The organism is Sphingomonas beigongshangi, assembly GCF_016820445.1.
Lineage (GTDB): Bacteria > Pseudomonadota > Alphaproteobacteria > Sphingomonadales > Sphingomonadaceae > Sphingomonas > Sphingomonas beigongshangi.
Genome location: NZ_JADHDT010000004.1, coordinates 268,422 through 290,414, shown reverse-complemented (window position 1 = coordinate 290,414; position 21,993 = coordinate 268,422). Strand labels below are relative to the sequence as shown.

General features: G+C 68.8%; 23 protein-coding genes. 14 read left to right on the top strand and 9 right to left on the bottom strand.

Annotated features, from left to right (window positions below):
* Nucleotides 1–104: 104 nt before the first annotated feature.
* The 8 genes from IQ292_RS09150 (at nucleotide 105) to IQ292_RS09115 (ending at nucleotide 9,410) form a co-directional block, all read left to right on the top strand.
* Nucleotides 105–2,486 (top strand): hybrid sensor histidine kinase/response regulator, encoded by a 2,382-nt coding sequence (locus IQ292_RS09150; RefSeq protein WP_203310004.1) that lies wholly within the window; start codon nucleotides 105–107, stop codon nucleotides 2,484–2,486.
* Nucleotides 2,487–2,542: 56 nt separating this feature from the next.
* The gene (locus IQ292_RS09145; protein WP_203310003.1) at nucleotides 2,543–2,893 is read left to right on the top strand and encodes a response regulator; all 351 of its coding nucleotides are present in this window, start codon (nucleotides 2,543–2,545) and stop codon (nucleotides 2,891–2,893) included.
* Between the two features lie 66 nt (nucleotides 2,894–2,959).
* Entirely contained in the window at nucleotides 2,960–3,739 is a 780-nt protein-coding gene (locus IQ292_RS09140) for an SDR family NAD(P)-dependent oxidoreductase (RefSeq protein ID WP_203310002.1), read from the top strand.
* 10 nt (nucleotides 3,740–3,749) lie between these two features.
* Nucleotides 3,750–4,664 (top strand): glycoside hydrolase family protein, encoded by a 915-nt coding sequence (locus tag IQ292_RS09135; RefSeq protein ID WP_203310001.1) that lies wholly within the window; start codon nucleotides 3,750–3,752, stop codon nucleotides 4,662–4,664.
* A 43-nt stretch (nucleotides 4,665–4,707) separates the two neighbouring features.
* Complete coding sequence (gene ilvD / locus IQ292_RS09130) at nucleotides 4,708–6,426, top strand: dihydroxy-acid dehydratase (RefSeq protein ID WP_203310000.1); 1,719 nt, start codon at nucleotides 4,708–4,710, stop codon at nucleotides 6,424–6,426.
* Complete coding sequence (locus IQ292_RS09125; RefSeq protein ID WP_238940939.1) at nucleotides 6,407–6,814, top strand: hypothetical protein; 408 nt, start codon at nucleotides 6,407–6,409, stop codon at nucleotides 6,812–6,814. The genes ilvD and IQ292_RS09125 overlap by 20 nt, the downstream gene beginning before the upstream one ends.
* Nucleotides 6,811–8,202 carry an NAD(P)H-hydrate dehydratase gene (locus IQ292_RS09120; protein ID WP_203309999.1) on the top strand — a complete coding sequence of 464 codons (1,392 nt, stop codon included), beginning with the start codon at nucleotides 6,811–6,813 and terminating at the stop codon, nucleotides 8,200–8,202. The genes IQ292_RS09125 and IQ292_RS09120 overlap by 4 nt, the downstream gene beginning before the upstream one ends.
* The gene (locus IQ292_RS09115) at nucleotides 8,199–9,410 is read left to right on the top strand and encodes a class I SAM-dependent RNA methyltransferase (protein WP_203309998.1); all 1,212 of its coding nucleotides are present in this window, start codon (nucleotides 8,199–8,201) and stop codon (nucleotides 9,408–9,410) included. The genes IQ292_RS09120 and IQ292_RS09115 overlap by 4 nt, the downstream gene beginning before the upstream one ends.
* Here IQ292_RS09115 and truA read toward each other — a convergent pair.
* A complete protein-coding gene (gene truA / locus IQ292_RS09110) occupies nucleotides 9,401–10,141 on the bottom strand; it encodes a tRNA pseudouridine(38-40) synthase TruA (RefSeq protein WP_203309997.1) in 741 nt (246 codons plus the stop codon). The two genes, IQ292_RS09115 and truA, sit on opposite strands and share 10 nt — an antisense overlap.
* Entirely contained in the window at nucleotides 10,138–11,049 is a 912-nt protein-coding gene (gene fmt, locus IQ292_RS09105) for a methionyl-tRNA formyltransferase (protein ID WP_203309996.1), read from the bottom strand. Before fmt ends, truA begins: the two co-directional genes overlap by 4 nt.
* Nucleotides 11,050–11,103: 54 nt before the next feature.
* Between fmt and recR the strand changes: the two genes are divergently transcribed.
* The 5 genes from recR (at nucleotide 11,104) to IQ292_RS09080 (ending at nucleotide 14,949) form a co-directional block, all read left to right on the top strand.
* Complete coding sequence (gene recR / locus IQ292_RS09100) at nucleotides 11,104–11,700, top strand: recombination mediator RecR (protein ID WP_203309995.1); 597 nt, start codon at nucleotides 11,104–11,106, stop codon at nucleotides 11,698–11,700.
* Nucleotides 11,701–11,748: 48 nt separating this feature from the next.
* Nucleotides 11,749–12,273 carry a peptide deformylase gene (def, locus tag IQ292_RS09095; protein WP_203309994.1) on the top strand — a complete coding sequence of 175 codons (525 nt, stop codon included), beginning with the start codon at nucleotides 11,749–11,751 and terminating at the stop codon, nucleotides 12,271–12,273.
* A 127-nt stretch (nucleotides 12,274–12,400) separates the two neighbouring features.
* On the top strand, nucleotides 12,401–13,843 hold the full coding sequence (gene rmuC / locus IQ292_RS09090) for a DNA recombination protein RmuC (RefSeq protein WP_203309993.1): 1,443 nt from the start codon (nucleotides 12,401–12,403) through the stop codon (nucleotides 13,841–13,843).
* A gap of 1 nt (nucleotide 13,844) precedes the next feature.
* Nucleotides 13,845–14,612, top strand: a complete 768-nt coding sequence (locus tag IQ292_RS09085) for an AAA family ATPase (protein ID WP_203309992.1) — start codon at nucleotides 13,845–13,847, stop codon at nucleotides 14,610–14,612.
* A gap of 112 nt (nucleotides 14,613–14,724) precedes the next feature.
* A complete protein-coding gene (locus IQ292_RS09080) occupies nucleotides 14,725–14,949 on the top strand; it encodes a hypothetical protein (protein WP_420853668.1) in 225 nt (74 codons plus the stop codon).
* Between the two features lie 9 nt (nucleotides 14,950–14,958).
* On the opposite strand, the gene IQ292_RS09075 is transcribed toward IQ292_RS09080, so the two are convergent.
* From IQ292_RS09075 to IQ292_RS09045, 7 genes are read right to left on the bottom strand one after another with little or no spacing between them, the layout of a single operon-like run.
* Nucleotides 14,959–15,762 carry a TrmH family RNA methyltransferase gene (locus IQ292_RS09075; RefSeq protein WP_203309991.1) on the bottom strand — a complete coding sequence of 268 codons (804 nt, stop codon included), beginning with the start codon at nucleotides 15,760–15,762 and terminating at the stop codon, nucleotides 14,959–14,961.
* Nucleotides 15,763–15,801: 39 nt separating this feature from the next.
* Complete coding sequence (locus tag IQ292_RS09070) at nucleotides 15,802–16,074, bottom strand: HPr family phosphocarrier protein (protein WP_203309990.1); 273 nt, start codon at nucleotides 16,072–16,074, stop codon at nucleotides 15,802–15,804.
* A complete protein-coding gene (locus IQ292_RS09065; RefSeq protein ID WP_203310094.1) occupies nucleotides 16,071–16,478 on the bottom strand; it encodes a PTS sugar transporter subunit IIA in 408 nt (135 codons plus the stop codon). Before IQ292_RS09065 ends, IQ292_RS09070 begins: the two co-directional genes overlap by 4 nt.
* A 14-nt stretch (nucleotides 16,479–16,492) precedes the next feature.
* Nucleotides 16,493–17,407 carry an RNase adapter RapZ gene (gene rapZ / locus IQ292_RS09060; RefSeq protein WP_203309989.1) on the bottom strand — a complete coding sequence of 305 codons (915 nt, stop codon included), beginning with the start codon at nucleotides 17,405–17,407 and terminating at the stop codon, nucleotides 16,493–16,495.
* Nucleotides 17,404–17,838 (bottom strand): HPr kinase/phosphorylase, encoded by a 435-nt coding sequence (locus IQ292_RS09055; protein ID WP_203309988.1) that lies wholly within the window; start codon nucleotides 17,836–17,838, stop codon nucleotides 17,404–17,406. Before IQ292_RS09055 ends, rapZ begins: the two co-directional genes overlap by 4 nt.
* A 19-nt stretch (nucleotides 17,839–17,857) precedes the next feature.
* Nucleotides 17,858–19,429, bottom strand: coding sequence for a sensor histidine kinase (locus IQ292_RS09050; RefSeq protein WP_203309987.1), 1,572 nt, complete (start codon nucleotides 19,427–19,429; stop codon nucleotides 17,858–17,860).
* Nucleotides 19,398–20,108: a response regulator transcription factor gene (locus tag IQ292_RS09045; RefSeq protein WP_203309986.1), complete on the bottom strand. Its 711-nt coding sequence runs from the start codon at nucleotides 20,106–20,108 to the stop codon at nucleotides 19,398–19,400. Before IQ292_RS09045 ends, IQ292_RS09050 begins: the two co-directional genes overlap by 32 nt.
* 192 nt (nucleotides 20,109–20,300) lie before the next feature.
* Between IQ292_RS09045 and IQ292_RS09040 the strand changes: the two genes are divergently transcribed.
* A complete protein-coding gene (locus tag IQ292_RS09040) occupies nucleotides 20,301–21,917 on the top strand; it encodes a phosphoenolpyruvate carboxykinase (protein ID WP_238940938.1) in 1,617 nt (538 codons plus the stop codon).
* Nucleotides 21,918–21,993 lie beyond the last annotated feature (76 nt).

Below are 21,993 nucleotides of genomic sequence, written 5' to 3'. Positions count from 1 at the left end.
ATGTCGCGACGAGCGATCCGGACGTGTCCGCCATGTGCGCGTCCGGATCGTGATCGCCTGCAATCGCTTGACGGATCGCCATGATCCACCCGAAGAACGCGGGGATGGCTTCGCTTCCGCTTTCCGCCGGTTCCTCATCGACCCGTATCGCGCTTGCCGTCGCGGGCGGAGCGGCGGTGGCGGCGACGTTCGTCGTCTTCGCGCTCGTCGGCAACGCGGTCCTTGCCGCCGGTTTCTTCGCCGCGGCGCTGGTCGTCACGGGCGTCGCGATCGCGTTGCGGCTGCTGGTTCCGCGGCCCGTCGCGCCGGTGCGCAGCGTCGACTGGGACTTTACCCGGGCAGTTGCGCAGGCGAGCGCGGATGCGGTGGCGATCACCGATCGCGCCGGCAGGCTGGTCTGCGCCAACGATGCCTATGAACAGCTGTTCGCGGGCTTTCCGACCCCGCCGGGACTGCCGCTGGGCGACGAAGACGTGGCGCGGCTGGGCGATGCCGGTCGCACCGCCTGGCGCGAGGGGCAGGGCGAGACCTCCGGCCTGCGGACGGACGAGCGCCAGCTGGTCGCCAGGGTCATGCGCGCCGGCGAGGACGGCGACATGCTGGTGTGGCGGTTTACCGTGGTCAAGGAACGTGACCTCGCCGCCTCGGCGGAGCAGCTGATCGGCGGACCGACCGGCGATCGGCTGGGGGGGGCGGGCGTCATGGCCGCGCTGCTCGGGCCGGACGGCCGCGTGCGCGCCGCCAATCGCGTCCTCGCGTTGCGCGCACTGGGCGAGCCCGGCACGCTGATCGGGCGCGATTTCGGGCGCCTGCTGATCACCGACAGTCGCGGCCTCGTGCGCTTCGAGCGCGAGGGTCTCGACGGCACGCCGCTGCGCGTGCTCCAGATACCGTTTCTGGATGGCCAGGACGCCCCGGTTCTGGTCGCCCTGCTCGACGACGAGGATACCGCGCCCGCGATCGGCGCCAGCGCGTCGGCGCACGTCCGGAGTCTCGTCAGCCTGATGCCGTTCGGCATGGCGCTCGTCGATCGCGAGGGGCGGTTCCTCCAGATGAACGACGCCTTCCTGCGCGCCGCGCAGGTCGATCCCAAGGCGGCGCCGCTCTACCCCGGCGATCTGGTGGTGCGCGAGGACAAGGCGGCGGTCGCCGATGCGATCCGCCGCTTCGCGGGGGGTGCGACGCATTCGTCCGACATGGCGGTGCGCCTCAAGGACCATCCGGAGGAACCCGTCGCGCTGACCATCGCAGGCGCGCGCGGCCTCGGCGATGCGGCGGTCCTGCTCAGCCTGAAGGACAATAGCGAGGAAAGCCGGCTGAAGCGCGAGGTCGCGCAGGCCACGAAGATGCAGGCCGTCGGCCAGCTCGCCGGCGGCGTCGCGCACGATTTCAACAATATCCTGACCGCGATCATCGGCCATTGCGATCTGATGATGATGCGCCACTCGCCAGGCGACAGCGATTACGACGACATTCAGCAGATACGCACCAACTCGAACCGCGCGGCCAGCCTGACCCGGCAGCTGCTCGCCTTCAGCCGTCAGCAGACGCTGCGGCCGCAGGTCCTGCAACTCCCCGACGTGGTGGCCGAGGTATCGAACCTGCTCAAGCGGCTGATGGGCGAGCAGATCCGGCTCGACGTCAGCCATGGCCGTGGCCTTGGCGCGGTTCGCGCCGATCCCGGACAGCTCGAGCAGGTCGTCGTCAATCTCGCGGTCAACGCGCGCGACGCCATGCTCGCGGCGAACCCGCGTGGCGGGGGGACGCTGACCATCCAGACCAAGGCGGTGACCGCCGCCGAGGTGCGGGCGATGGCGTCCGACATCCTGCCCGTGGCGGACTATACCGCGCTCGTCGTCAGCGACACCGGTACCGGCATCTCGCCGGACGTCCTGCCGAAGATCTTCGAGCCCTTCTTCACCACCAAGGAGGTGGGCAAGGGCACCGGCCTCGGCCTCTCCACCGTCTACGGCATCGTCAAGCAGTCGGGCGGCTGGATCTTCGCGGATTCGAAACCCGGCCAGGGCGCGACCTTCTCCATCTACCTGCCGGTCCATGCGGCCGGGACGGTGGCGAGGCCGCAACCGCCGAAGCCCGCGGCCAAGCCGGTCGAGATGTGGGGTACGGGCACGATCCTGCTGGTCGAGGACGAGGACATGGTCCGGGCCGTCGCCGAGCGCGCGCTCACGCGGCAGGGCTATACGGTCATGACCGCGGAGAACGGCGAGGCCGCGCTCGACCTCCTCGACCGGAACGGGCGACCCGACCTGCTGATCAGCGACGTGGTCATGCCCAGCATGGACGGGCCGACGATGGTCCGGCATGCGCGCGATCGCTATCCCGACCTGCCGGTCATCTTCATGTCGGGCTATGCGGAGGAGCAATTGCGCAAGTCGATCGACATCGATGCGGTCGCCTTCCTGCCCAAGCCCTTTTCGGTGCAGCAGCTGGCCGAAGCCGCGCGGGACGTGCTCGCGGCGCGTTGAACCGGCTGCGCAACAAGATGGTGGCAATGCGTGGTCGGCGACGGTAAGGCCGGCAGATGCCATCGCCGACACAGATCCTCATCGTCGAGGACGAACCGCTGATCGCCATGATGCTCGAGGATTTCCTCGAGGTGCTCGACAAGCAACACGTCGGCACCGTCGACACGGTCGCGGGCGCGCTCGACCGCGTGGCGAGCGGCGGCATCGACGCGGCGATCCTCGACGTCAATCTGCGGGGCGGCGAGAAGAGCACGCCCGTCGCGGAGGCGTTGGCGGCGCAGAACATTCCCTTTGTCTTCGCGACCGGCGGTGGCGACGACAGCGTCGACGCCCAGTTCCGCGATCGGCCCGTGCTGCAGAAGCCGTTCACCATGGACGGTGTCGCCAAGGCCCTCGAAGCGCTTTGATCGCCTTCGCCGGCTCGTGACGTGAATGTCACGGAACCGGCAGGGGACCTTGTTCGCTCGGCCGACATGACCGAGCCATCCAAGCCACAGCCCGTCGCCATCGTCACCGGCGGCGAATCGGGCATCGGTGCCGCCTGCGTCCACGCGCTGGCGGCTGCCGGCGCGCGCGTCGCCTTCACCTATTTCAAGGACGCCGATGCCGCGGCCAAGGTCGCATCCGCGGCGGGTGGCGACGGCAAGGCGCTGGCCGTGCAATGCGACGTCGGCGACGAGGCGCAGGTAGAGGCGCTGTTCGCCGCCGCGGAGCGGGCGTTCGGCCCGGTCACCTGGCTGGTCAATTCCGCCGGTCTCAACATGAGCGGCGTCAAGCTGGTCGACATGGAGCTCGCGCAGTTCGACCGCGTGCTGCACGCCGATCTCGTCGGCCCGTTCCTCACCTGTCGTCGCTTCGTCCGCGCGCTGACGCCGTCGAAGACCGGCGGGCGGATCGTCAACATCTCGTCGATCCACGAGCGCGCGCCACGGCCTGGCGGGGTCGATTACGATTCGGCGAAGGGCGGCCTCGCGCAGCTGACCGCGACGCTCGCGCTGGAGCTCGCGCCACAGCGCATTGCGGTCAACGGCGTGGCGCCGGGCATGATCCTCACGCCGATGAACCAGCACGCGGTCGAGGACCAGGACTATCGGCACAAGCTGGAGGCGAACATACCCTGGGGGCGTGCGGGGACGGCGGACGAGGTCGCGACGCTGGTCGCATTCCTCCTGTCGCCTGCGGCGGACTATATCACCGGCACCACCGTCACGATCGACGGCGCGCTGTCGCTGGTGATCGCACAGGGAGCCTGAGCGCGACACGATGCCGACCTATGCCGTAGAACAGCTCGACACCGTCTCGATCGCCGCCGGATCGCCGCTCGACGGCATGGATCTGATGAGCCCCTTCGTCTGGCGCGAAGGCGGGCGCTACCGGATGCTGGTGCGCGGCGTGCCGGACCCGCTCGGCCCGCACGATCCCACCGGCCTGATCGCCAGCGGCTGGAGCGATGACGGGCTGGCCTTCACGCTGGACGACACGATCGCGATCGCGCCCGGGGACGACCCGGCGGATGCGGATGCCGGCGGGTGCGAGGACCCCACCGTCTTGATCGACGGTAACGGCGATTACGTCGTCTATTACACGGGCGTCGATGCCGCACGCTCGCAGGGCGTGATGATCGTCGCGACCGGCCCGACGCTGCAAAGCCTGAAGAAGCAGCGCATCGTGCTCGCCGCGCCGCCCGGAGAGGGCAACATCAAGGAAGCCACCGTCGTCCAGATGCCGGCCGGGGACTGGCGGCTGTTCTACGAATATGCCGCGGCGGAAGAGCAGGGGATAGGCGCATCGCGCGTCGGCGTCGCGAGCGCGGCGCAGCTTCACGATCGCTGGGTGTCACTCGCCGATCCCTTCCCGATCCGCGCGGATTCGTGGGATAACTGGCACCTGTCGACGGGCCCGATCTGTCAGCTGCCGGGCGCCGATCCGGTAATGTTCTACAATGGCGCGACCCTCGACGCCCGCTGGCGCATCGGATGGGTCAGCTTCTCGGCCGACTTCGCGACGGTGACCGGACGCGGGCTCGAACCGGTGATCCTGCCGCCGCCGCCGGTGGAGCGGAGCAAGACCGATATCGCCTTCGCCGCATCGACCGTGGTCGAGGACGGCATGATCTCGCTCTATTATTCGCTCGAGGATCGCACGCTGCGGCGGGCGCGCATACGCTATTACGCGTAATAAGCTTGCGTTGAGGGGCGGTCCCGCGACATAGGGCTGCGCCATGACCCAGTTCGACAAGTCCCGCCTGCCCAGTCGCCATGTGTCCGTCGGCCCGGAGCGCGCACCGCACCGGTCCTATTACTATGCGATGGGCATTCCCGAAGAGGACATCGCCAAGCCGTTCGTCGCGCTGGCCAGCGCCGGCAACAACTCGGCGCCGTGCAACACCACGCTCGATGCGCAGGCGGATGCGGCGCAGTCCGGGGTGGTGCAGGGCGGCGGTTTGCCGCGTCGCTTCAACACCATCACCGTCACGGACGGCATCGCCATGGGGCACCAGGGGATGAAGGCCAGCCTCGTCAGCCGCGAGGTCATCGCCGATTCGGTCGAACTGTCGGTGCGCGGCCATTGCTACGACGCGCTCGTCGGCTTCGCGGGTTGCGACAAGTCCCTGCCCGGCATGATGATGGCGATGCTGCGCCTCAACATCCCCTCGATCTTCGTTTATGGCGGGTCGATCCTGCCGGGACGCTTCCGCGATCGCGACGTCACCGTCGTCGACGTGTTCGAGGTGGTGGGAAAATATGCCGCCGGCGGCTGTCCCCTGTCCGAGGTGCACGAACTGGAAAAGGTCGCCTGCCCCGGCCATGGCGCCTGCGGCGGGCAGTTCACCGCCAATACCATGGCCTGCGTCGGCGAGGCGATCGGCCTCAGCCTGCCCAACAGCAACATGACGCCCGCCCCCTATACCAGCCGCGAACAGATCGCGGTGGCGGCGGGCGCGCAGGTGATGGAGCTTGTCGCGCGCCAGCTACGGCCGCGCGACATCTGCACCCGCGCCGCCTTCGTCAACGCGGCGCGTGTCGTGGCCGCGACGGGGGGATCGACCAATGCCGCGCTCCACCTGCCGGCAATGGCGAACGAGGCCGGCATCGACTTCGACCTGTTCGACGTGGCGGAGGCCTTCAGATCGACGCCCTATATCGCCGACCTCAAGCCCGGCGGCCGGTATGTCGCGAAGGACATGTACGAGGCGGGCGGCGTCTACATGCTGATGAAGACGATGCTGGCGGGGGGCCTGCTCGACGGCGACTGCCTGACGGTCACCGGCAGGACGCTCGGCGAGAACATCGACCAGGTGACCTGGAATCCGGACCAGAAGGTGATCTACGACGTCCGGACGCCGATCACGCCGACCGGCGGCGTCGTCGGTCTGCGCGGCAGCCTCGCGCCGGACGGCGCGATCGTGAAGGTCGCGGGCATGCACCGGCTCCAGTTCGAAGGGCCGGCGCGCTGCTTCGATCGCGAGGAGGACGCCTTTGCCGCGGTCGAGGCGCGCGCGATCCGCGAGGGCGAGGTCATCGTGATCCGGTATGAAGGGCCGAAGGGTGGTCCCGGCATGCGCGAGATGCTGTCGACCACGGCGGCGCTCTATGGCCTCGGCATGGGCGAGAAGGTCGCGCTGATCACCGACGGTCGCTTTTCCGGGGGCACGCGCGGGTTCTGCATCGGCCATGTCGGGCCGGAGGCGGCGGAGGGCGGTCCGATCGCGCTGGTCGAGGACGGGGACGCGATCCGCATCGATGCGGAAGCCGGGACGATCGACCTTCTGGTCGACGACGCGATACTCGCCGAACGCCGCGCGGCATGGACGCGACGGGTGAACGATTACGGCTCGGGTGCATTGTGGCGCTATGCCCAGAATGTCGGCCCGGCCTACAAGGGCGCCGTCACCCACCCGGGAGCGCGCGCCGAAACCCATGTCTACGCGGATATCTGACCTCGTCGCGGGTGGCGGCCTGCTGCTGGTCGCCGCCTGTTCCGGCCACGCCGACCGCACCGCCAATACCGAGGCGGTCGCACGCTTCGAGACGCAGCAGCGCGAGGCCGCGAGCGACGACGGTCGCATTCTCTGCGCGCACGGCGATGCAGGATTGGCGCGTACCTGCACGGTGGAACAGATGCAGACGGGCAGCGGACTGGTGCTGACCGTGCGCCACGCGGACGACGGACGCTTTCACCGTCTGCTCGTCACCCGCGACGGCCGCGGGGTCGTCGCGGCGGACGGGGCGGAGCGTGCCGTCGTCGCCATCGCGGGCGACGGGATCGAGGTGGCGATCGGCGGAGACCGGTACCGTCTGCCCGCGACGGTCCGGCGCGCGCGATGATCGACGTTGCCGGTCGGCCGATCCTGACCGCGGCCGCGACGCGCGACGCCGAGGCTCGGCTGTTCGCCGCCGGCACCGATGCCGATACGCTGATGGACCGGGCGGGCGAGGGGATCGCGCTGGCCGCTCGCCGCTTCGCGGGCGGCGACGAAATCCTCGTTCTGTGCGGCAACGGTAACAACGGCGGCGACGGCTATGTCGCCGCGCGCCGGCTGTCCGACATGGGCCATGCCGTGCGGATCGCGGCGGTCGGTGAGTCTCGCACACCCTGCGCGGCCCGCGCGCGCGCTGCCTGGTCCGGCAGGATCGAACGGCTCGCCGATGCCCCCGCCGCGCCCGTCGTCGTCGACGCCCTGCTCGGCATCGGCACCGACCGGCCGCTCGATCCGGCGCTCGACGGCGTGCTCACCCGCTGTCGGGCGGCGGCCCGATTCATAATCGCGGTCGACGTGCCGACCGGGGTCGAGGCGGACAGCGGGCGCCTGCCGCCCTGGCTGGCAGAGGCGTCGGTCGACTTGACGCTGGCGCTAGGCGCGGTGAAGCCGGCGCATGTTCTTCAGCCTGGCGCCGGCGCCTGCGGCACGGTGCGCCTGATTGACATCGGACTGACGGACCATGATGCGACCACGTACGTCGCCGGACACCCGTGCTTGCCGGAACCGGGACCGCATTCGCATAAATACAGTCGCGGCATGGTGGCGATCGTCACGGGCGGCATGGCGGGCGCCGTGCGGCTCGCTGGCGAGGCGGCGTTGCGCGCGGGTGCAGGCTATGTCGCGCTCTACGGCGACGCGGGGCAGGGTGGACCTGCCGCGATCGTCCACCGCCCCTATGCGCCCGACGCGCTGGACGATCGCCGCATCGGTGCATGCGTGATCGGACCGGGGCTCGGCCGCGATGACGAGGCGCGACGCAGGGTGGAAACCGCCCTCGCGCATGCGGATACCCCCCTGCTCGTCGACGGCGACGCGCTCCATCTGGTCACGCCCGAGGCGCTTAGCCGCCGGCGCGCGCCAACGGTGCTGACGCCGCATGCCGGTGAATTTGCCAGTCTGTTCGGCGAGGGGGAAGGCAGCGCGATCGACCGTGCTGCCGCCGCCGCCCGCCGCGCAGGCGCCGTCGTCGTGCTGAAGGGGCCGACGACGGTGATCGCCGATGGCAGGCGCGCGATCGTCACGCAGACCGGCAATCCCTGGCTGTCGACGGCCGGAACGGGCGATGTTCTGGCCGGCGCCATCGCCGCGCAACTTGCCCATCCCGGCGCCGATCCCTTCGAGGCGGCGGTCGCGGGCGTTTGGCTGCATGCACGCGCCGCGCAGATCGCAGGCAAAAGCTTCATCGCTGACGACTTGGCAAGCGCGCTCACCCCCGCCAGAGCGGGGGCGTGACAGACAAGACCTCCGACAGCAGCACGATCCTGCGCGTCGCCGCGCGCGGCGACGGAATCACCGCCGACGGGCGCCACGCCGCCTTCGCCGCGCCCGGCGACACGCTGACCGGCGATGGCCTGGTCCTTCCCGGCCCGCACCATCAGACGCCGCCCTGCCGTCATTTCCCCGCCTGCGGCGGATGCCAGCTCCAACATCTCGACGAGGCGAGCTACGCCGGCTTCTGTACGGATCGCATCGCCTCGGCGCTGGATGCGCAGGGGCTCGCCGCGCCGCTGCGCGCCCCGCTGGTATCGCCGCCCGGCACCCGCCGCCGCGCGACCCTCCATGCGGAGGCGAAGGGCGGCCGCATCCAGCTCGGCTTCACCGGCGAGAAGAGCCATGCCATCGTCGATATCGTCGAATGCCATGTGTTGCTGCCCGAACTGTTCGCGCTCGTCGCACCGTTGCGGCGATTGCTGCAGCGGCTCGGCCTGCGGCGTCGCGCCGACATCCACCTGACGCTCGCCGACCAAGGTGTCGACGTGCTCGTCCGCGGCATCGCGGCGGATGGGCTTGCGGCAGCGGAGGCGATCACCGCCTTCTGCGAGGCACAGCGGATCGCGCGGTTCGCGCTCGACGACGGCATGGGGCCGGAAGGGCGGTGGGAGCCGCAGGCGGTGACGGTCACGCTGGGTGGCGTGCCTGTGCCGTTGCCGCCCGCGTCCTTCCTGCAGGCGACGCGGGAGGGGGAGGCGGCGCTCGTCGCCGCCATGCGCGAAGCGGTCGATGGCGCGCGGACCGTCGCCGATCTGTTCAGCGGCCTGGGCACGTTTGCCTTTGCCATGCCCGGGCGCGTCTATGCCGCCGAAGGCGCGCGCGATGCGATCATGGCGCTCAAATCGGCAGCCGCACTCGCCCAGCGCCCGATCTTCGCCGAACATCGCGATCTCTATCGCCGCCCGCTCACGGTCGCTGAGCTCGACAGGTTCGACGCAATCGTACTGGATCCCCCGCGCAGCGGCGCGCGCGAGCAGGTCGAGGCGCTGGCCGCCTGCCAGACCAAGGTGATCGGCTATGTCTCCTGCAATCCCAGCAGCTTCGCCCGCGATGCGAAGATCCTGTGCGACGGCGGCTGGCGACTGGACTGGGTGCAGCCCGTCGGCCAGTTCCGCTGGTCGACGCATGTGGAGCTAGCCGCGCGGTTCGTCCGCCCACCTCAAGGATAGACGGCCCGCACGAAGAACAGGCCGTCGGGCGGCGCGTTCAGGCCCAGGCGCGCGCGATCACGCGCCGCCAGCGCCGCGGCGAGATCGTCGGGGGTCCAGCGCCCCATGCCGACCATCGCCAGGCAGCCCACCATCGAGCGCACCTGATGATGCAGGAAGGATCGCGCCTCCGCATGGACGGTGATGCGGTCGTCCGCGCGCACCACGTCCAGCCGGTCGAGCGTGCGGATCGGGCTGTCCGCCTGGCAATGCGCGGATCGGAACGTGGTGAAGTCATGACGTCCGACCAGTCGCTGCGCGGCGTGCTGCATGGCCACCTCGTCGAGCGGCTGCGGCACCTGCCAGGCGAGCCCGCGCTCGAAGGTCAGCGGCGCGCGCCGGTTGACGATGCGATATGCATAGGCCCGGCCGACACAGGAAAAGCGCGCATGCCAATCCGTCGCGACGGTGTCGCAGGCGAGGATGGCGACGGGGGCAGGGCGAAGCCGCGCGTTGAGCGCTTCCATCAGGCGGAACGGCGCGATGGCCTTGTCGATGTCGACATGCGCGCGCATCGCCAGGCCGTGCACCCCCGCATCGGTCCGCCCCGCGCAATGGACGTTGGCCGGCTCGCCGGTCACCGCGAGTACCGCAGCCTCGATCGCGCCCTGCACGCTCGGCCCGTGCGCCTGCCGCTGCCAGCCCATGAAGGGGCGGCCGTCGAATTCCACCGTCAGTGCGAACCGCGTCAAAGCGCGATGCCCGACGCGATCGGAAATCCGCGCAGCAGCTCTTCGGCGCTCGTCACGCCCCGGCCCGCGCGCTGCACCAGCACCGGCCGGATGGCGCCGTCGCCACAGGCGATGGTCAGCCGATCGTCCACCGTCTCTCCGGCGCCGCCGGGAAAGGTGAAGGGTAGCGCCTCGCACGCCAGCACCTTGATCCGTTCGCCGCGCAGCTCGAACCACGCACCGGGCGCCGGGTTCATCGCGCGCACCAATCGCTCGACCGCCACCGCGCTTCGGGTGAAATCTATCCGCGCCTCCGCTTTGTCGATCTTGGCGGCATAGGTGACGCCCTCCTCGGGCTGCGCGACCGGGGGGTGGCCGTCGAGGTTGGCGAGCACCGTCACCATCAGCCGCGCGCCGAGTTGGGCGAGCTCCGCGGTCAGTTCGCCGGTCGTCTTTCGGTCGACCGCGACGCGCCCCTCCAGCCGGACGGGACCCGTGTCGAGCCCGGCCTCCATCTGCATGATGCCGACACCCGTTTCCGCATCGCCCGCGAGGATCGCGCGCTGGACCGGCGCGGCCCCGCGCCAGCGCGGCAGCAACGAGCCATGGACGTTCAGACAGCCATGAACGGGCGCCGCAAGCACTGCCTTGGGAAGGATCAGGCCATAAGCCGCGACGACCGCGATATCGGGCGCGAGCGCGGCGAAGGCCGCCTGCGCATCGGCATCCTTCAGCGACGTGGGCGTGCGCACCACGATGCCGAGCGCCTCCGCGCGCCGATGCACGGGGGACGGGACCAATTCCCTGCCGCGACGTCCGCCTGGCCGCGGCGGCTGGCTGTAGGTCGCCACGACGTCGTGACCAGCCGCGACCAGCGCGTCGAGCGTCGGCACCGCAAACTCCGGCGTGCCCATGAAAACGATCCGCATGGCCGCCCTTCAACGCGCTGGCGGCGGACGGCGCAACCCCCTATCTGTTCCTTCATGGCGTCTCCCGAAATCGAAGCCCTGACCCAGGCGCTGGCGCGGTTGCCCGGCCTCGGCCCCCGCTCGGCACGACGGGCGGTGCTGCATCTCCTGAAGAAGCGCGAGGCGGCGCTGGGGCCGCTCCGGGCCGCGCTGGAGGCGGTCGACGAACGCCTCGAGACATGCGCCGTCTGCGGCAATGTCGACACGGCGAATCCGTGCGCGATCTGTGCCGATCCGCGCCGCGACCAGCGCGCGCTGTGCGTGGTGGAGGAGGTGGCCGACCTCTGGGCCCTCGAACGCTCGCGCCTGTTCCCGGGTCGCTTCCATGTCCTCGGGGGGCGGTTGTCCGCGCTCGAGGGCGTCCGGCCGGAGGATCTCGCCATCGACGCGCTCATCCGCCGGATCGAGGCCGGGGGAATCGACGAGGTCGTGCTGGCGATGAACGCGACGCTGGAGGGGCAGACCACGGCGCATTACCTGGCGGATCGCATCGAGCGCTTTCCCGTCCGCGTGACGCAACTCGCGCATGGCCTGCCGGTAGGCGGCGAACTCGACTATCTCGACGAGGGCACGCTTGCCCAGGCATTGCGTGCGCGTCGCCCGGTCGCGTGACCGCCGCACGGCTTGACGCCCCGCCGGCCGCACCATAGCTGACCCGCCATGGCCGTTCTTCCCATCGTCGAAATTCCCGATCCGCGTCTCCGCCTCGTTTCCAAGCCGGTCGAGGCGATCACCGATGAAACCCGCGCCTTCGTCGCGGACATGCTCGATACGATGTACGATGCCCATGGCATCGGTCTCGCCGCGATCCAGGTCGGCGTCGACAGCCGCATCCTGGTCATCGACCTGCAGGAGGAAGAGGACGAGGAGGGCAAGCCGATCCGCAAGCCCCATGCCTATATCAATCCTGAAATCCTCTCCACGTCGGACGAACTGTCGACGTATAACGAGGGTTGCCTGTCGATCCCGGAGCAATATGCCGAGGTGAAGCGCCCGGCGCGGTGTCGCGTCCGCTGGCAGGACGAGACGGGGACGGCGCACGAGGAAGAGCTGGACGGCCTGCTCGCCACCTGCATGCAGCATGAGATCGACCATCTGAACGGCGTGCTGTTCATCGATCACATCAGCCGCCTGAAGCGCGATATGCTGCTCAAGAAGCTGAACAAGACGCGCAAGGCGGGCTGATCCAAAAACCGCTGTCCCCGTCCCGTCGTTCGATCTATGTTCCTGCTGGTCCGGCATGCCTCAACGCGGTTCGGGTGCGTGGAGAATGTCCGGACACCGTGACTTTTGAGACTTTTGGGGAATAGGCGTGGAGCAACTGGTCGTCGTGGCGATATTGGCGCTGGCCGTCGGGCTGCTTCTCGGCTGGCTGATCGCCGGTCGTCGCGCTGCCGGGCTTGCCGCCGATCTCGCCGTCGCCGAGGCACGGGCACGGGACGCGGACCTCGTCCGGCAGGCGCGCGACGCGGTCGAGCGCGAACGTAACGACGCGATGCGGGATGCCGCGTCGCTGCGCGCGCAGAACGAAGAGCGCGCGGGGCTCGCTGATCGGCTCCATGCCGAACTCGCGGCAATCCGGACCGATCGCGATGCGGCCCGCGCGGAGATCGCCGGGCTGCGGGCGCAGGCCGAGGCGTTCGAGGCGCGGCTGGTCGAACTGCGCGAGGCGAAGGAGGTGCTGTCCGCGCAGTTCGGCGAGGTGGCCAACCGCCTGCTTTCGGACGCGCAGAAGGCATTCCTCGAGCGCGCCGACGCGCGGTTCCGCCAGTCGGAGGAATTGGCCGGCCAGAACCTCAAGGCGCTGCTGCAGCCGGTCAACGAGCGCCTCGCACGCTATGAGGAGGGCGTCGCCAAGGTCGAGGCGGAGCGCCGCGACGCGTTCGGCGACCTCAAGGGACAGATCGAGCAGATGCGCCTGGGGCAGGAGCGTGTGTCGGGCGAGGCGGCCAAGCTGGTCAATGCGCTGCGCAATGCCCCCAAGGCGCGTGGTCGCTGGGGCGAGCAGCAGCTGCGCAACGTGCTCGAGACGTGCGGGCTCGCCGAGCATACCGACTTCGCCATGGAGGTCAGCGTCGCCGACGGCGACGGCGGCCGGCTCCGCCCCGATGCCATCGTCCGCGTTCCCGGCGGCAAGTCGCTGATCATCGATGCCAAGGTCTCGCTGAACGCCTATCAGGACGCCTTTGGCGCGGTGGACGAGGCGGAGCGTCAGATCGGCCTGGCCGCCCATGCGCAGTCGATGCGCGTCCACGTCAACGGCCTCGGCAACAAGGCCTATTGGGCCCAGTTCGACGACACGCCCGAATATGTCATCATGTTCGTGCCGGGCGAGCATTTCCTCTCCGCAGCGCTGGAACATGATCCGACGCTGTGGGACTTTGCGTTCGACAAGCGCGTGCTTCTCGCGACGCCGACCAACCTGATCGCGATCGCCCGCACCGTGTCCGCGGTCTGGCGGCAGGAAAAGCTCGCGAGTCAGGCACGCGAGATCGGTGCGCTCGGGAAGGAACTGTACCAGCGCCTCACGGTCATGGGGGGGCATGTTGCGCGGCTGGGCAAGAACCTCGATACCGCGATGGGGGCGTACAACGCCTTTGTCGGCAGCCTCGAGAGCCAGGTGCTCACCAGCGCCAAGCGCTTCGAGGCGCTGAACATCGATACCGGCGGTAAGGCGATCGACGCGCTTCCCGTCGGCGAACAGACCGCGCGGCCGCTGACGAAGCTGGTGCCGCTGTCGGACGAGGCTGCGTGACATGGCGAGGGGGCAGCGGCCGACACGGTTGCCGCCCCCGTTCCTGAAGCGCATCGCATTCCGCCACGACGTCGCGATCGATCGCAGCGCCTATCCCTTTTCGCTGCCTGTCCTGCGGGATGACGATTTCGAATTCACCTTCGAACAATCGGTGACGATCATCGTCGGCGAAAATGGAGTCGGCAAATCGACGCTGCTGGAGGCGGTGGCCGCGCTTGCGGGCTTCGATCAGGCGGGTGGCGGGCCGGGGTATAGGCCGCTCGATCATTCGCGTGCGCTCGAATGCAACGGCGACGCGCTTGCCTCGGTTATGCGGGCGAGCTGGCTGCCGAAGGTCGGGCAGGGGTGGTTCTTCCGCGCGGAAAGCTTCTTCGCGGTCGCGCGCTATCTGGACGAGGCGGCACGCGAATCGTGCGCGGCGCCGCCCGACTTCCTCTCCCATTCCCATGGCGAGGGTTTCCTTCGCTTCTTCGAAGAGCGCTGCGAGCGGCGGGGCATTTTTCTGTTCGACGAACCTGAATCGGCGCTGTCGCCGACGCGCCAGTTCGACTTCCTGAAATTGCTGCGCCGCATGCAGGCCGGCGGCGAAACGCAGGTGATCATGGCGACGCATTCGCCGATCCTGATGGCCCTCCCCGGCGCGGACCTTGTCGGCATGACGCGTGGTGGGCTCGATCGCATGACCCTGGCGGAGACGCCGCATTACCGCTTGATCCGGGAATTCGCGCTCGATCCCGCCGGGACGATTGCCGCGATGCTCGAAGAATAGCGCGCCATAACTTCGCTCAACGCAAAAGGCTCCGCAGCTGCCGGATATTATTGCCGCAACCGACGTTCTCGATGGTGACCAGTCAGCAATTCTGACGGTTTAGGAGAGCGATGTGAGCGGGATGCAGCGGGACACCGTCGTCATGGATCACGACGGCGTATTGGAGGGTCGCATCGTCGGCGACGTCATCGTCCGACGCGGTTGCAGGGTCAGGATCTCGGCGATGATCAGCGGCGACCTGCATGTCGAGCAGGGCGCGCAGGCCGAGGTATCGGGCCTCATCGCCGGGCGCGTGATGCAGGACGGCGGGCGCGTGCTCGTGACCGGGCTCGCCTGACCCGACGATTCAGCCGCCGCGCTGCTGCGCCAGCACCTCATAGGCCATGACCGCCGTCGCCACCGCGGCGTTCAGGCTGTCCGCCTTGCCCAGCATCGGAATCTTGACCAGCGTGTCGCACGCGGCGGCATAATCCGCGGGCATGCCCTGCGCCTCGTTGCCGGTCAGCAGGAAGGTCGGCGCGGCATAGACCGCGCGGCGATAATCCTGGTCCGTATCCAGGCTCAGTCCGACCAATTGTCCTGATCCCGCGCGCAGCCAGGCGAGGAACGGTGCCCATTCGCTGCGCACCACCTTCATGGTGAAAAGCGCCCCCATGCTCGCGCGGACAGCCTCCACCGAAAAGGGATCGACGCATTCGCCGATCAGGATGAGCCCGCCCGCACCGACCGCGTCCCCGGTCCGCAGGATCGTGCCCAGGTTGCCGGGGTCGCGCAGGCGCTCCGCGACCAGCCAGATGCCCGATTCAGTACGGTCGAGATCGGACAGCGCCACGTCGAATTCGTCGAACACGCCGACCACCGCCTGGGGATTATCCTTGCCGCTCAGCTTCGACAGGATGTCCGGCGTGGTCTGGATCGACTCGCCGCCGGCCGCTTCCACCTCGACGGACAGGGCATGGACGAGCGGATGGCCCGCGCTCTGCACCGCATAGAAGAGCAGCCGGGGTATTCGCCCCGTCTCGCGCGCCTCCGTCAGGATGCGCAGGCCCTCGGCGAGGAACTGGCGCGCCGCGCGGCGATGGCGTTTGTCCCGCAGGTCCCGGACCCGCTTGACGAGGGGATTTGAAAAGGCGGTGATCTCTCGCGGCATGTCCGGGTCCCTCCCGCATCGGCGGGCGGGTCCGCAAGCTCAATCTTCGCCGAACTTCGCTTCGACCAGCTCGCAGAGCGCGGCGACCGCCTGATCCGCGCCATCGCCCGCGGCGCTGATCGTGATCGAATCGCCCTTGGCGGCGCCCAGCATCATCAATCCCATGATCGACGTGCCGGTGACGGCGCCATCGTCCTTGCGCACCTGCACCTCGCAGGGTTGCGTCGAGGCGAGGGTGACGAACTTGGCGCTGGCGCGGGCATGCAACCCGCGCTTGTTGGTGATCAGCACCGTGCGCTCCACCGCGCTCATGCGGCGGCCTCCCCCAATACCTCGGACGCGACCGAGATATATTTGCGGCCGGCCTCGCGTGCCGCGGCAACCGCGTCGACGACCTTCATCGACTTGCGCGCCGAGCCCAGCCGGATCAGCATCGGCAGGTTCATGCCCGCGATGACCTCGACGCGTCCGCGTTCCATCAGCGAGATGGCGAGGTTCGACGGCGTACCGCCGAACAGGTCGGTCAGGACGATCACGCCGCGACCGGCATCGACCGCCGCGATCGCCGCCGCGATGTCGGCGCGCCGCGTCTCCATGTCGTCGTCGGGGCCGATGGAGATGGTCGCGATCCGCTCCTGCGGACCGACGACGTGAACCATCGCCACGACGAACTCCTCGGCGAGCCGCCCGTGGGTCACCAGTACAAGGCCAATCATCTCAGACGTATTACTCATGCTTTGGCCGGTGGCCCTTCGAGCGAGTCCTGCGGCGCGGCCCCCAGGTCGCGATGCGTGATGGTGGGCGAAAAACCGTCCGCGCGCAACCGGCTGGCGAGCGTCTCCGCGACATGGACCGATCTGTGGCGTCCCCCGGTACAGCCGATCGCGACGGTGACATAGGCTTTTCCCTCCGCCCGATATCTCGGCAGCAGCAGCTTCAGCAGCCCCTCGATCCGGTCCATCGCCTCGGGATAGGCGGGATCCGCCGCGACATAGGCGGCGACGTCCGCGTCGAGCCCTGTCCCGGGGCGAAGCGCGGCGTTCCAATGCGGATTGCGCAGGAAACGCATATCGAAGACGAGGTCGGCGTTGCGCGGCAGCCCGCGGGCGAAACCGAAGGACAGGACGGAAAGCACGGGTTCGTCGTTGCCGGCGCGTGCGAACGTCTCGCGGATCTGCTGCGCCAGGGCGTGGCTGGATAGATTGGTCGTGTCGATCAGGCGATTCGACCAGTCGCGCAGCGGAGCGAGCAATTCGCGCTCCCGGCCGATGCCGTCGCTCGCCGGTCGATCCGGCGCGAGCGGATGGCGGCGCCGCGTTTCCGAATAGCGCCGCTCCAGCTCCGCGCCGGCGCAGTCGAGGAACAGCATGCCGATGTCGAGGTCGTGCACGTCCCGCAGCCTGCGGATGCGCTCGACGATCCGCACGGGATCGAAGTCGCGCGTGCGCGTGCCGATGCCGATCGCGAGCGGTTGTCCGGCGTCGCCGGTCCCCTCGGTGAGCGGCGCGTCGAGCAGGCGGTCGAGCAGCAGCAGCGGCAGATTGTCGACGACTTCCCAGCCGATGTCCTCCAGCGTCTTCAGAACGGTCGACTTCCCCGCGCCGGAGAGGCCGGTGACGAGCAGGATGTCCTTGCGATCGGTCATGCCGGTGTCGCTTCGGGCTGGCGCAGCGCCATTTCGACCTTGATCGGGGTCGACGCGTGGTGCGGGTCGAGACTGATCTCGCGAACAGCGACGCCCGCGATCCGCCGAATTCGGCGTTCCGGCAGACGGACCGGCTGCCCGTCCAGCCGCACGACCAGGCGGACCGGCAGGTCCTCGACGTGCGGCAAGGTTACGATGCCGACTCCGCGGACCTCCATCTTGCCGCGGATGGTGTCAGGTGCCCGCGCGACCAGATCGCCGTTCCGTCGGACCAGCAGCGTGTAATCGTCGCTGATCAGGACCGCGCCGCGGTCGATCAGCCTCAGCGCGAGATCCGACTTGCCCGCGCCGGACGGCCCTTCGAGAAGCACGGCGTGCCCATCGATGGCGACCGCGGTCGCGTGAAGAGTCTCCGACGAAAGGATGGCCATGCTCTTCGTTCAATCGCCTCTACTGAACCTCGGCGCCCGGCAAGCGGACGACGAATCGCGCGCCGCTCAGGCGATCCTCGCGCGATTCGACCGCGATCGTGCCCTGATGCGCCTCGACGATGGTGCGCGCAATGGCAAGGCCCAGTCCCGAATGCTGGCCGAACGCCTCGGTCGACGGCCGGATCGACTGGAAGCGCCGGAAGATCATGTCGCGCGCCTCCTGGGGGACGCCGGGGCCCTCGTCCTCGACGCGCACGACGATCATCGCATCCTGCCGGCCGGCCCAGATCGCGACCAGGCCCCCGTCGGGAGAGAAGGACAGGGCGTTGTCGATGAGATTGTCGAATACGCGCTCCAGCCGCGCGCCTTCGCCGTTCGCGACCAAGTCGCCCTCCGCGCGATCGAAGACCAGGCGCACGCCGTGCGCGAGCCCGCGTGCCTGACGCTGCGCGACCAGCCCTGCGATCATAGCACCGACGTCGACGGCCTCGAACTTGGCCCGGCTGAGCTGCGCGTCCAGCCGCGACGCTTCCGAAATGTCGGTGATCAGCCGGTCCAGCCGATGGACGTCGTCACGCACGATCGCGAGCAGTTGCTCCTGCAAGGCCGGGTCCTTGACATGGCCCAGCCCCTCGACCGCCGACCGCAGCGAGGCCAGCGGGTTCTTCAGCTCGTGCGTCACGTCCGCGGCAAAGGCTTCGGTGGCGTCGATCCGCGCCCGCAGCGCCAGGCTCATGTCGGACAGCGCGCGCGCCAGGCTGCCGATCTCGTCGCGTCGTGAGGGAAGGCGGGGAACGACGACCTCGCGCGCACGTCCCAGCCGAACCCGCACCGCGGCACGGGCAAGGCGCCGCAAGGGGCGCACGATCGTCCGCGCGAGGAACAGCGACAGCAGGATCGAGACCAGCGTCACGCCGGCCAGCACCAGGCTGAGGCGGAACCGCTCGATGCGCACCGTCTGGGTGATGTCGCGCGCGTTGACGGTGGTCATCACCGCCTGTCCCTGCGGCAACGGTGCGGCGGAGGTGATCACCGGCGTACGGTCCGGCGCACGCCAGACGCTGGTCGACACGACGTTGCGGGCGGTCGCGGCGACGTCCGGCCACTGCCGCCCATCGGTCCGTTCGCGGTACAGGGGCGCCCGGGCCGCGCCCACGACGGTGTCGATCACGGCATCGAGGAAACGTGCGACCGTCTGGTTCCAGGGCTGCTTGTCGGGATCGAGCAGCACGGCATTGCGGACGCCGAGCGCTCGGCTGTCCGCCACCGTCGCGCCGTTGCGGTCGAAGATGCGCAGGCGCGTGCCGGTGTCGCGCGACAGGCGTTCGATCAACGCGTCGCGCTGTGCCGGCTCCACCATCGCCAGCGACTCAGCGATCAGCTCCGATTCGCGGCTCGTCTGCGCGACGCGGCTGTCGACGATGCGGCTGCGGTAGGAATCGAGATAGAAGAAGCCGCCCGCGAGCAGCAGCAGCGCAACAATGTTGACGGCGAGAATACGCCGCGTGAGCGAGATGTGGCCGGACCAGCGGAGCGCGAGGTCGCGCCCTTCGCCGCCGTCACTCTTCGGAGAATCGGTATCCGGCGCCATAGAGCGTCTCGATCGCGTCGAATTCGGGGTCGACCTGGCGGAACTTGCGACGCAGGCGCTTGATGTGGCTGTCGATCGTCCGGTCGTCGACGTAGATGTCGTCGTGATAGGCGGCGTCCATCAGCTGGTTGCGCGTCTTCACGATGCCGGGGCGCTGCGCCAGCGTCTCCAGGATCAGGAATTCCGTGACCGTCAGCGTCACCACGTCACCGGCCCAGGTCGTGCGGTGCCGCGCCGGATCCATGCTCAGCCGTCCGCGCTCGATCGGCTGGGTCGGCTCCACGACATCGTTGCCGCTTCCCTGCGGCATCGCCAGGTCCGTCCGTCTCAAAATGGCACGGATCCGCGCGATCAGCAGCCGCTGGCTGAACGGCTTGGCGATATAGTCGTCCGCGCCCATCGCGAGGCCGAGCGCCTCGTCCAGCTCGTCATCCTTGCTGGTCAGGAAGATGACGGGGATCTGGCTCTTCTCGCGCAAGCGCCGCAGCAGCTCCAGACCGTCCATCCTCGGCATCTTGATGTCGAAGATCGCAAGGTCGGGGGGATTGTCGGTCAACGCCTTCAGCGCGGCCTCTCCGTCGCTGTACACGCGGGTCAAAAAGCCCTCCGCCTGCAGCGCGATCGAGACGGAGGTCAGGATGTTGCGGTCGTCGTCGACCAGCGCGATCGTCGCGGTCATGCGGGGCAGGCCTTGCTGATCATCGCCTCCGCGGTACGTCAAAGCGGCGCCCGGCTCAACCGTATCGGACATGACGTTACGGAAACCGCCGGTTTGACGCCTGCGGTTTTGCTGCGTAAGCGAGAAGGTACAGGCCGGCGCGCGTACTTTCCCTCCCCAGGACGCGCGCGCAGGCGATTTTGACGTGGGAGGATGTTGCCTGTGAACAAGCGTATTCCGCACGCAGGTCTCGACCGGCAGGGTATCGAGACGCGCGCCGATCTCCATTGGAACATGGTCACTGCGAGGCTGGTCGAGGCCGCCGTCGCGCGCGGCGAGGGCAAGCTCAGCGCCGACGGCCCGCTCGTCGTCGAAACCGGCGCGCACACCGGCCGGTCCGCGCAGGACAAGTTCATCGTCCGCGATGCGGAGACCGACGCCACGGTCTGGTGGGGCAAGACCAACAAGGGCATGACCCCGGAGGCGTTCGCGGCGCTCAAGGCCGATTTCCTGACCGCGCTACGCGACAAGGAGAATCTGTTCGTGCAGGACCTGTACGGCGGGTCCCAGCCCGAGCACCGCGTGCGAGTGCGCGTCATCAACGAGCTCGCGTGGCACAACCTCTTCATCAGGACGATGCTGGTCCGGCCGGAGGAGCACGAGCTGAAGGGGTTCGAGCCGGAATATACGATCATCGACCTGCCGAGCTTCCGCGCCGATCCGGCCCGCCACGGCTGCCGCAGCGAGACCGTCATCGCGGTCAACTTCACCGAGAAGCTGATCCTGATCGGTGGAACCCGCTATGCCGGCGAGATGAAGAAGTCCGTGTTCGGCATCCTCAACTATCTGCTGCCGACGAGTGGCGTGATGCCGATGCATTGCTCGGCGAACATGGGCGCCGACGGATCGACTGCCGTGTTCTTCGGCCTGTCGGGCACGGGGAAGACGACGCTCTCCGCCGATCCGCAGCGCACGCTGATCGGTGACGACGAGCATGGCTGGTCCGATACCGCGGTCTTCAATTTCGAGGGCGGCTGCTATGCCAAGATGATCCGCCTGTCGCCGGAGGCCGAGCCCGAGATCTTCGCGACGACCAAGCGCTTCGGCACGGTGCTGGAGAATGTCGTGATGGACCCGGTCACGCGCCAGCTCGATCTGCACGACAACAGCCTCGCGGAAAACAGCCGCGGCGCCTATCCGATCGATTTCATCCCGAACGCGTCCGACGAGAATATGGGCGGCGTGCCGCGCAACATCGTGATGCTGACGGCGGATGCCTATGGCATCCTGCCGCCGATCGCCAAGCTGACGCCCGATCAGGCGATGTATCACTTCCTGTCCGGCTATACCGCGCGCGTCGCCGGTACGGAGATCGGCGTGACGGAACCGGACGCGACCTTCTCGACCTGTTTCGGCGCCCCCTTCATGCCGCGCCATCCCTCGATCTACGGCAATCTCCTGAAGGAACGGATCGCCAGGGGCGGTGTCGATTGCTGGCTGGTGAACACCGGCTGGACGGGCGGCCAATATGGTGTCGGGCATCGCATGCCGATCAAGGCCACGCGAGCATTGCTCAACGCCGCGCTCGACGGGTCGCTGAAGGACGCCGAATTCCGTACCGATCCGAACTTCGGGTTCAAGGTCCCGGTGGCGGTCCCGGGAGTCGACAGCGCGATCCTCGATCCGCGGGCGACCTGGGCGGACAAGGCCGCCTATGACGCCGCTGCAGCGAGGCTCGTCGATCTGTTTGTGGAGAATTTCGCGCAGTTCGCCGATCATGTCGACGACGGCGTCCGCCAGGCTGCGCCCCGGAGCACCGAGGCGGCCTGATCCTCGGCGCCGCCTGCCGGTCGAGAACCGAAGCGCTGTTCCCCTTGGCCGGCAGGTGAAGGGGAACGGTGCTTCG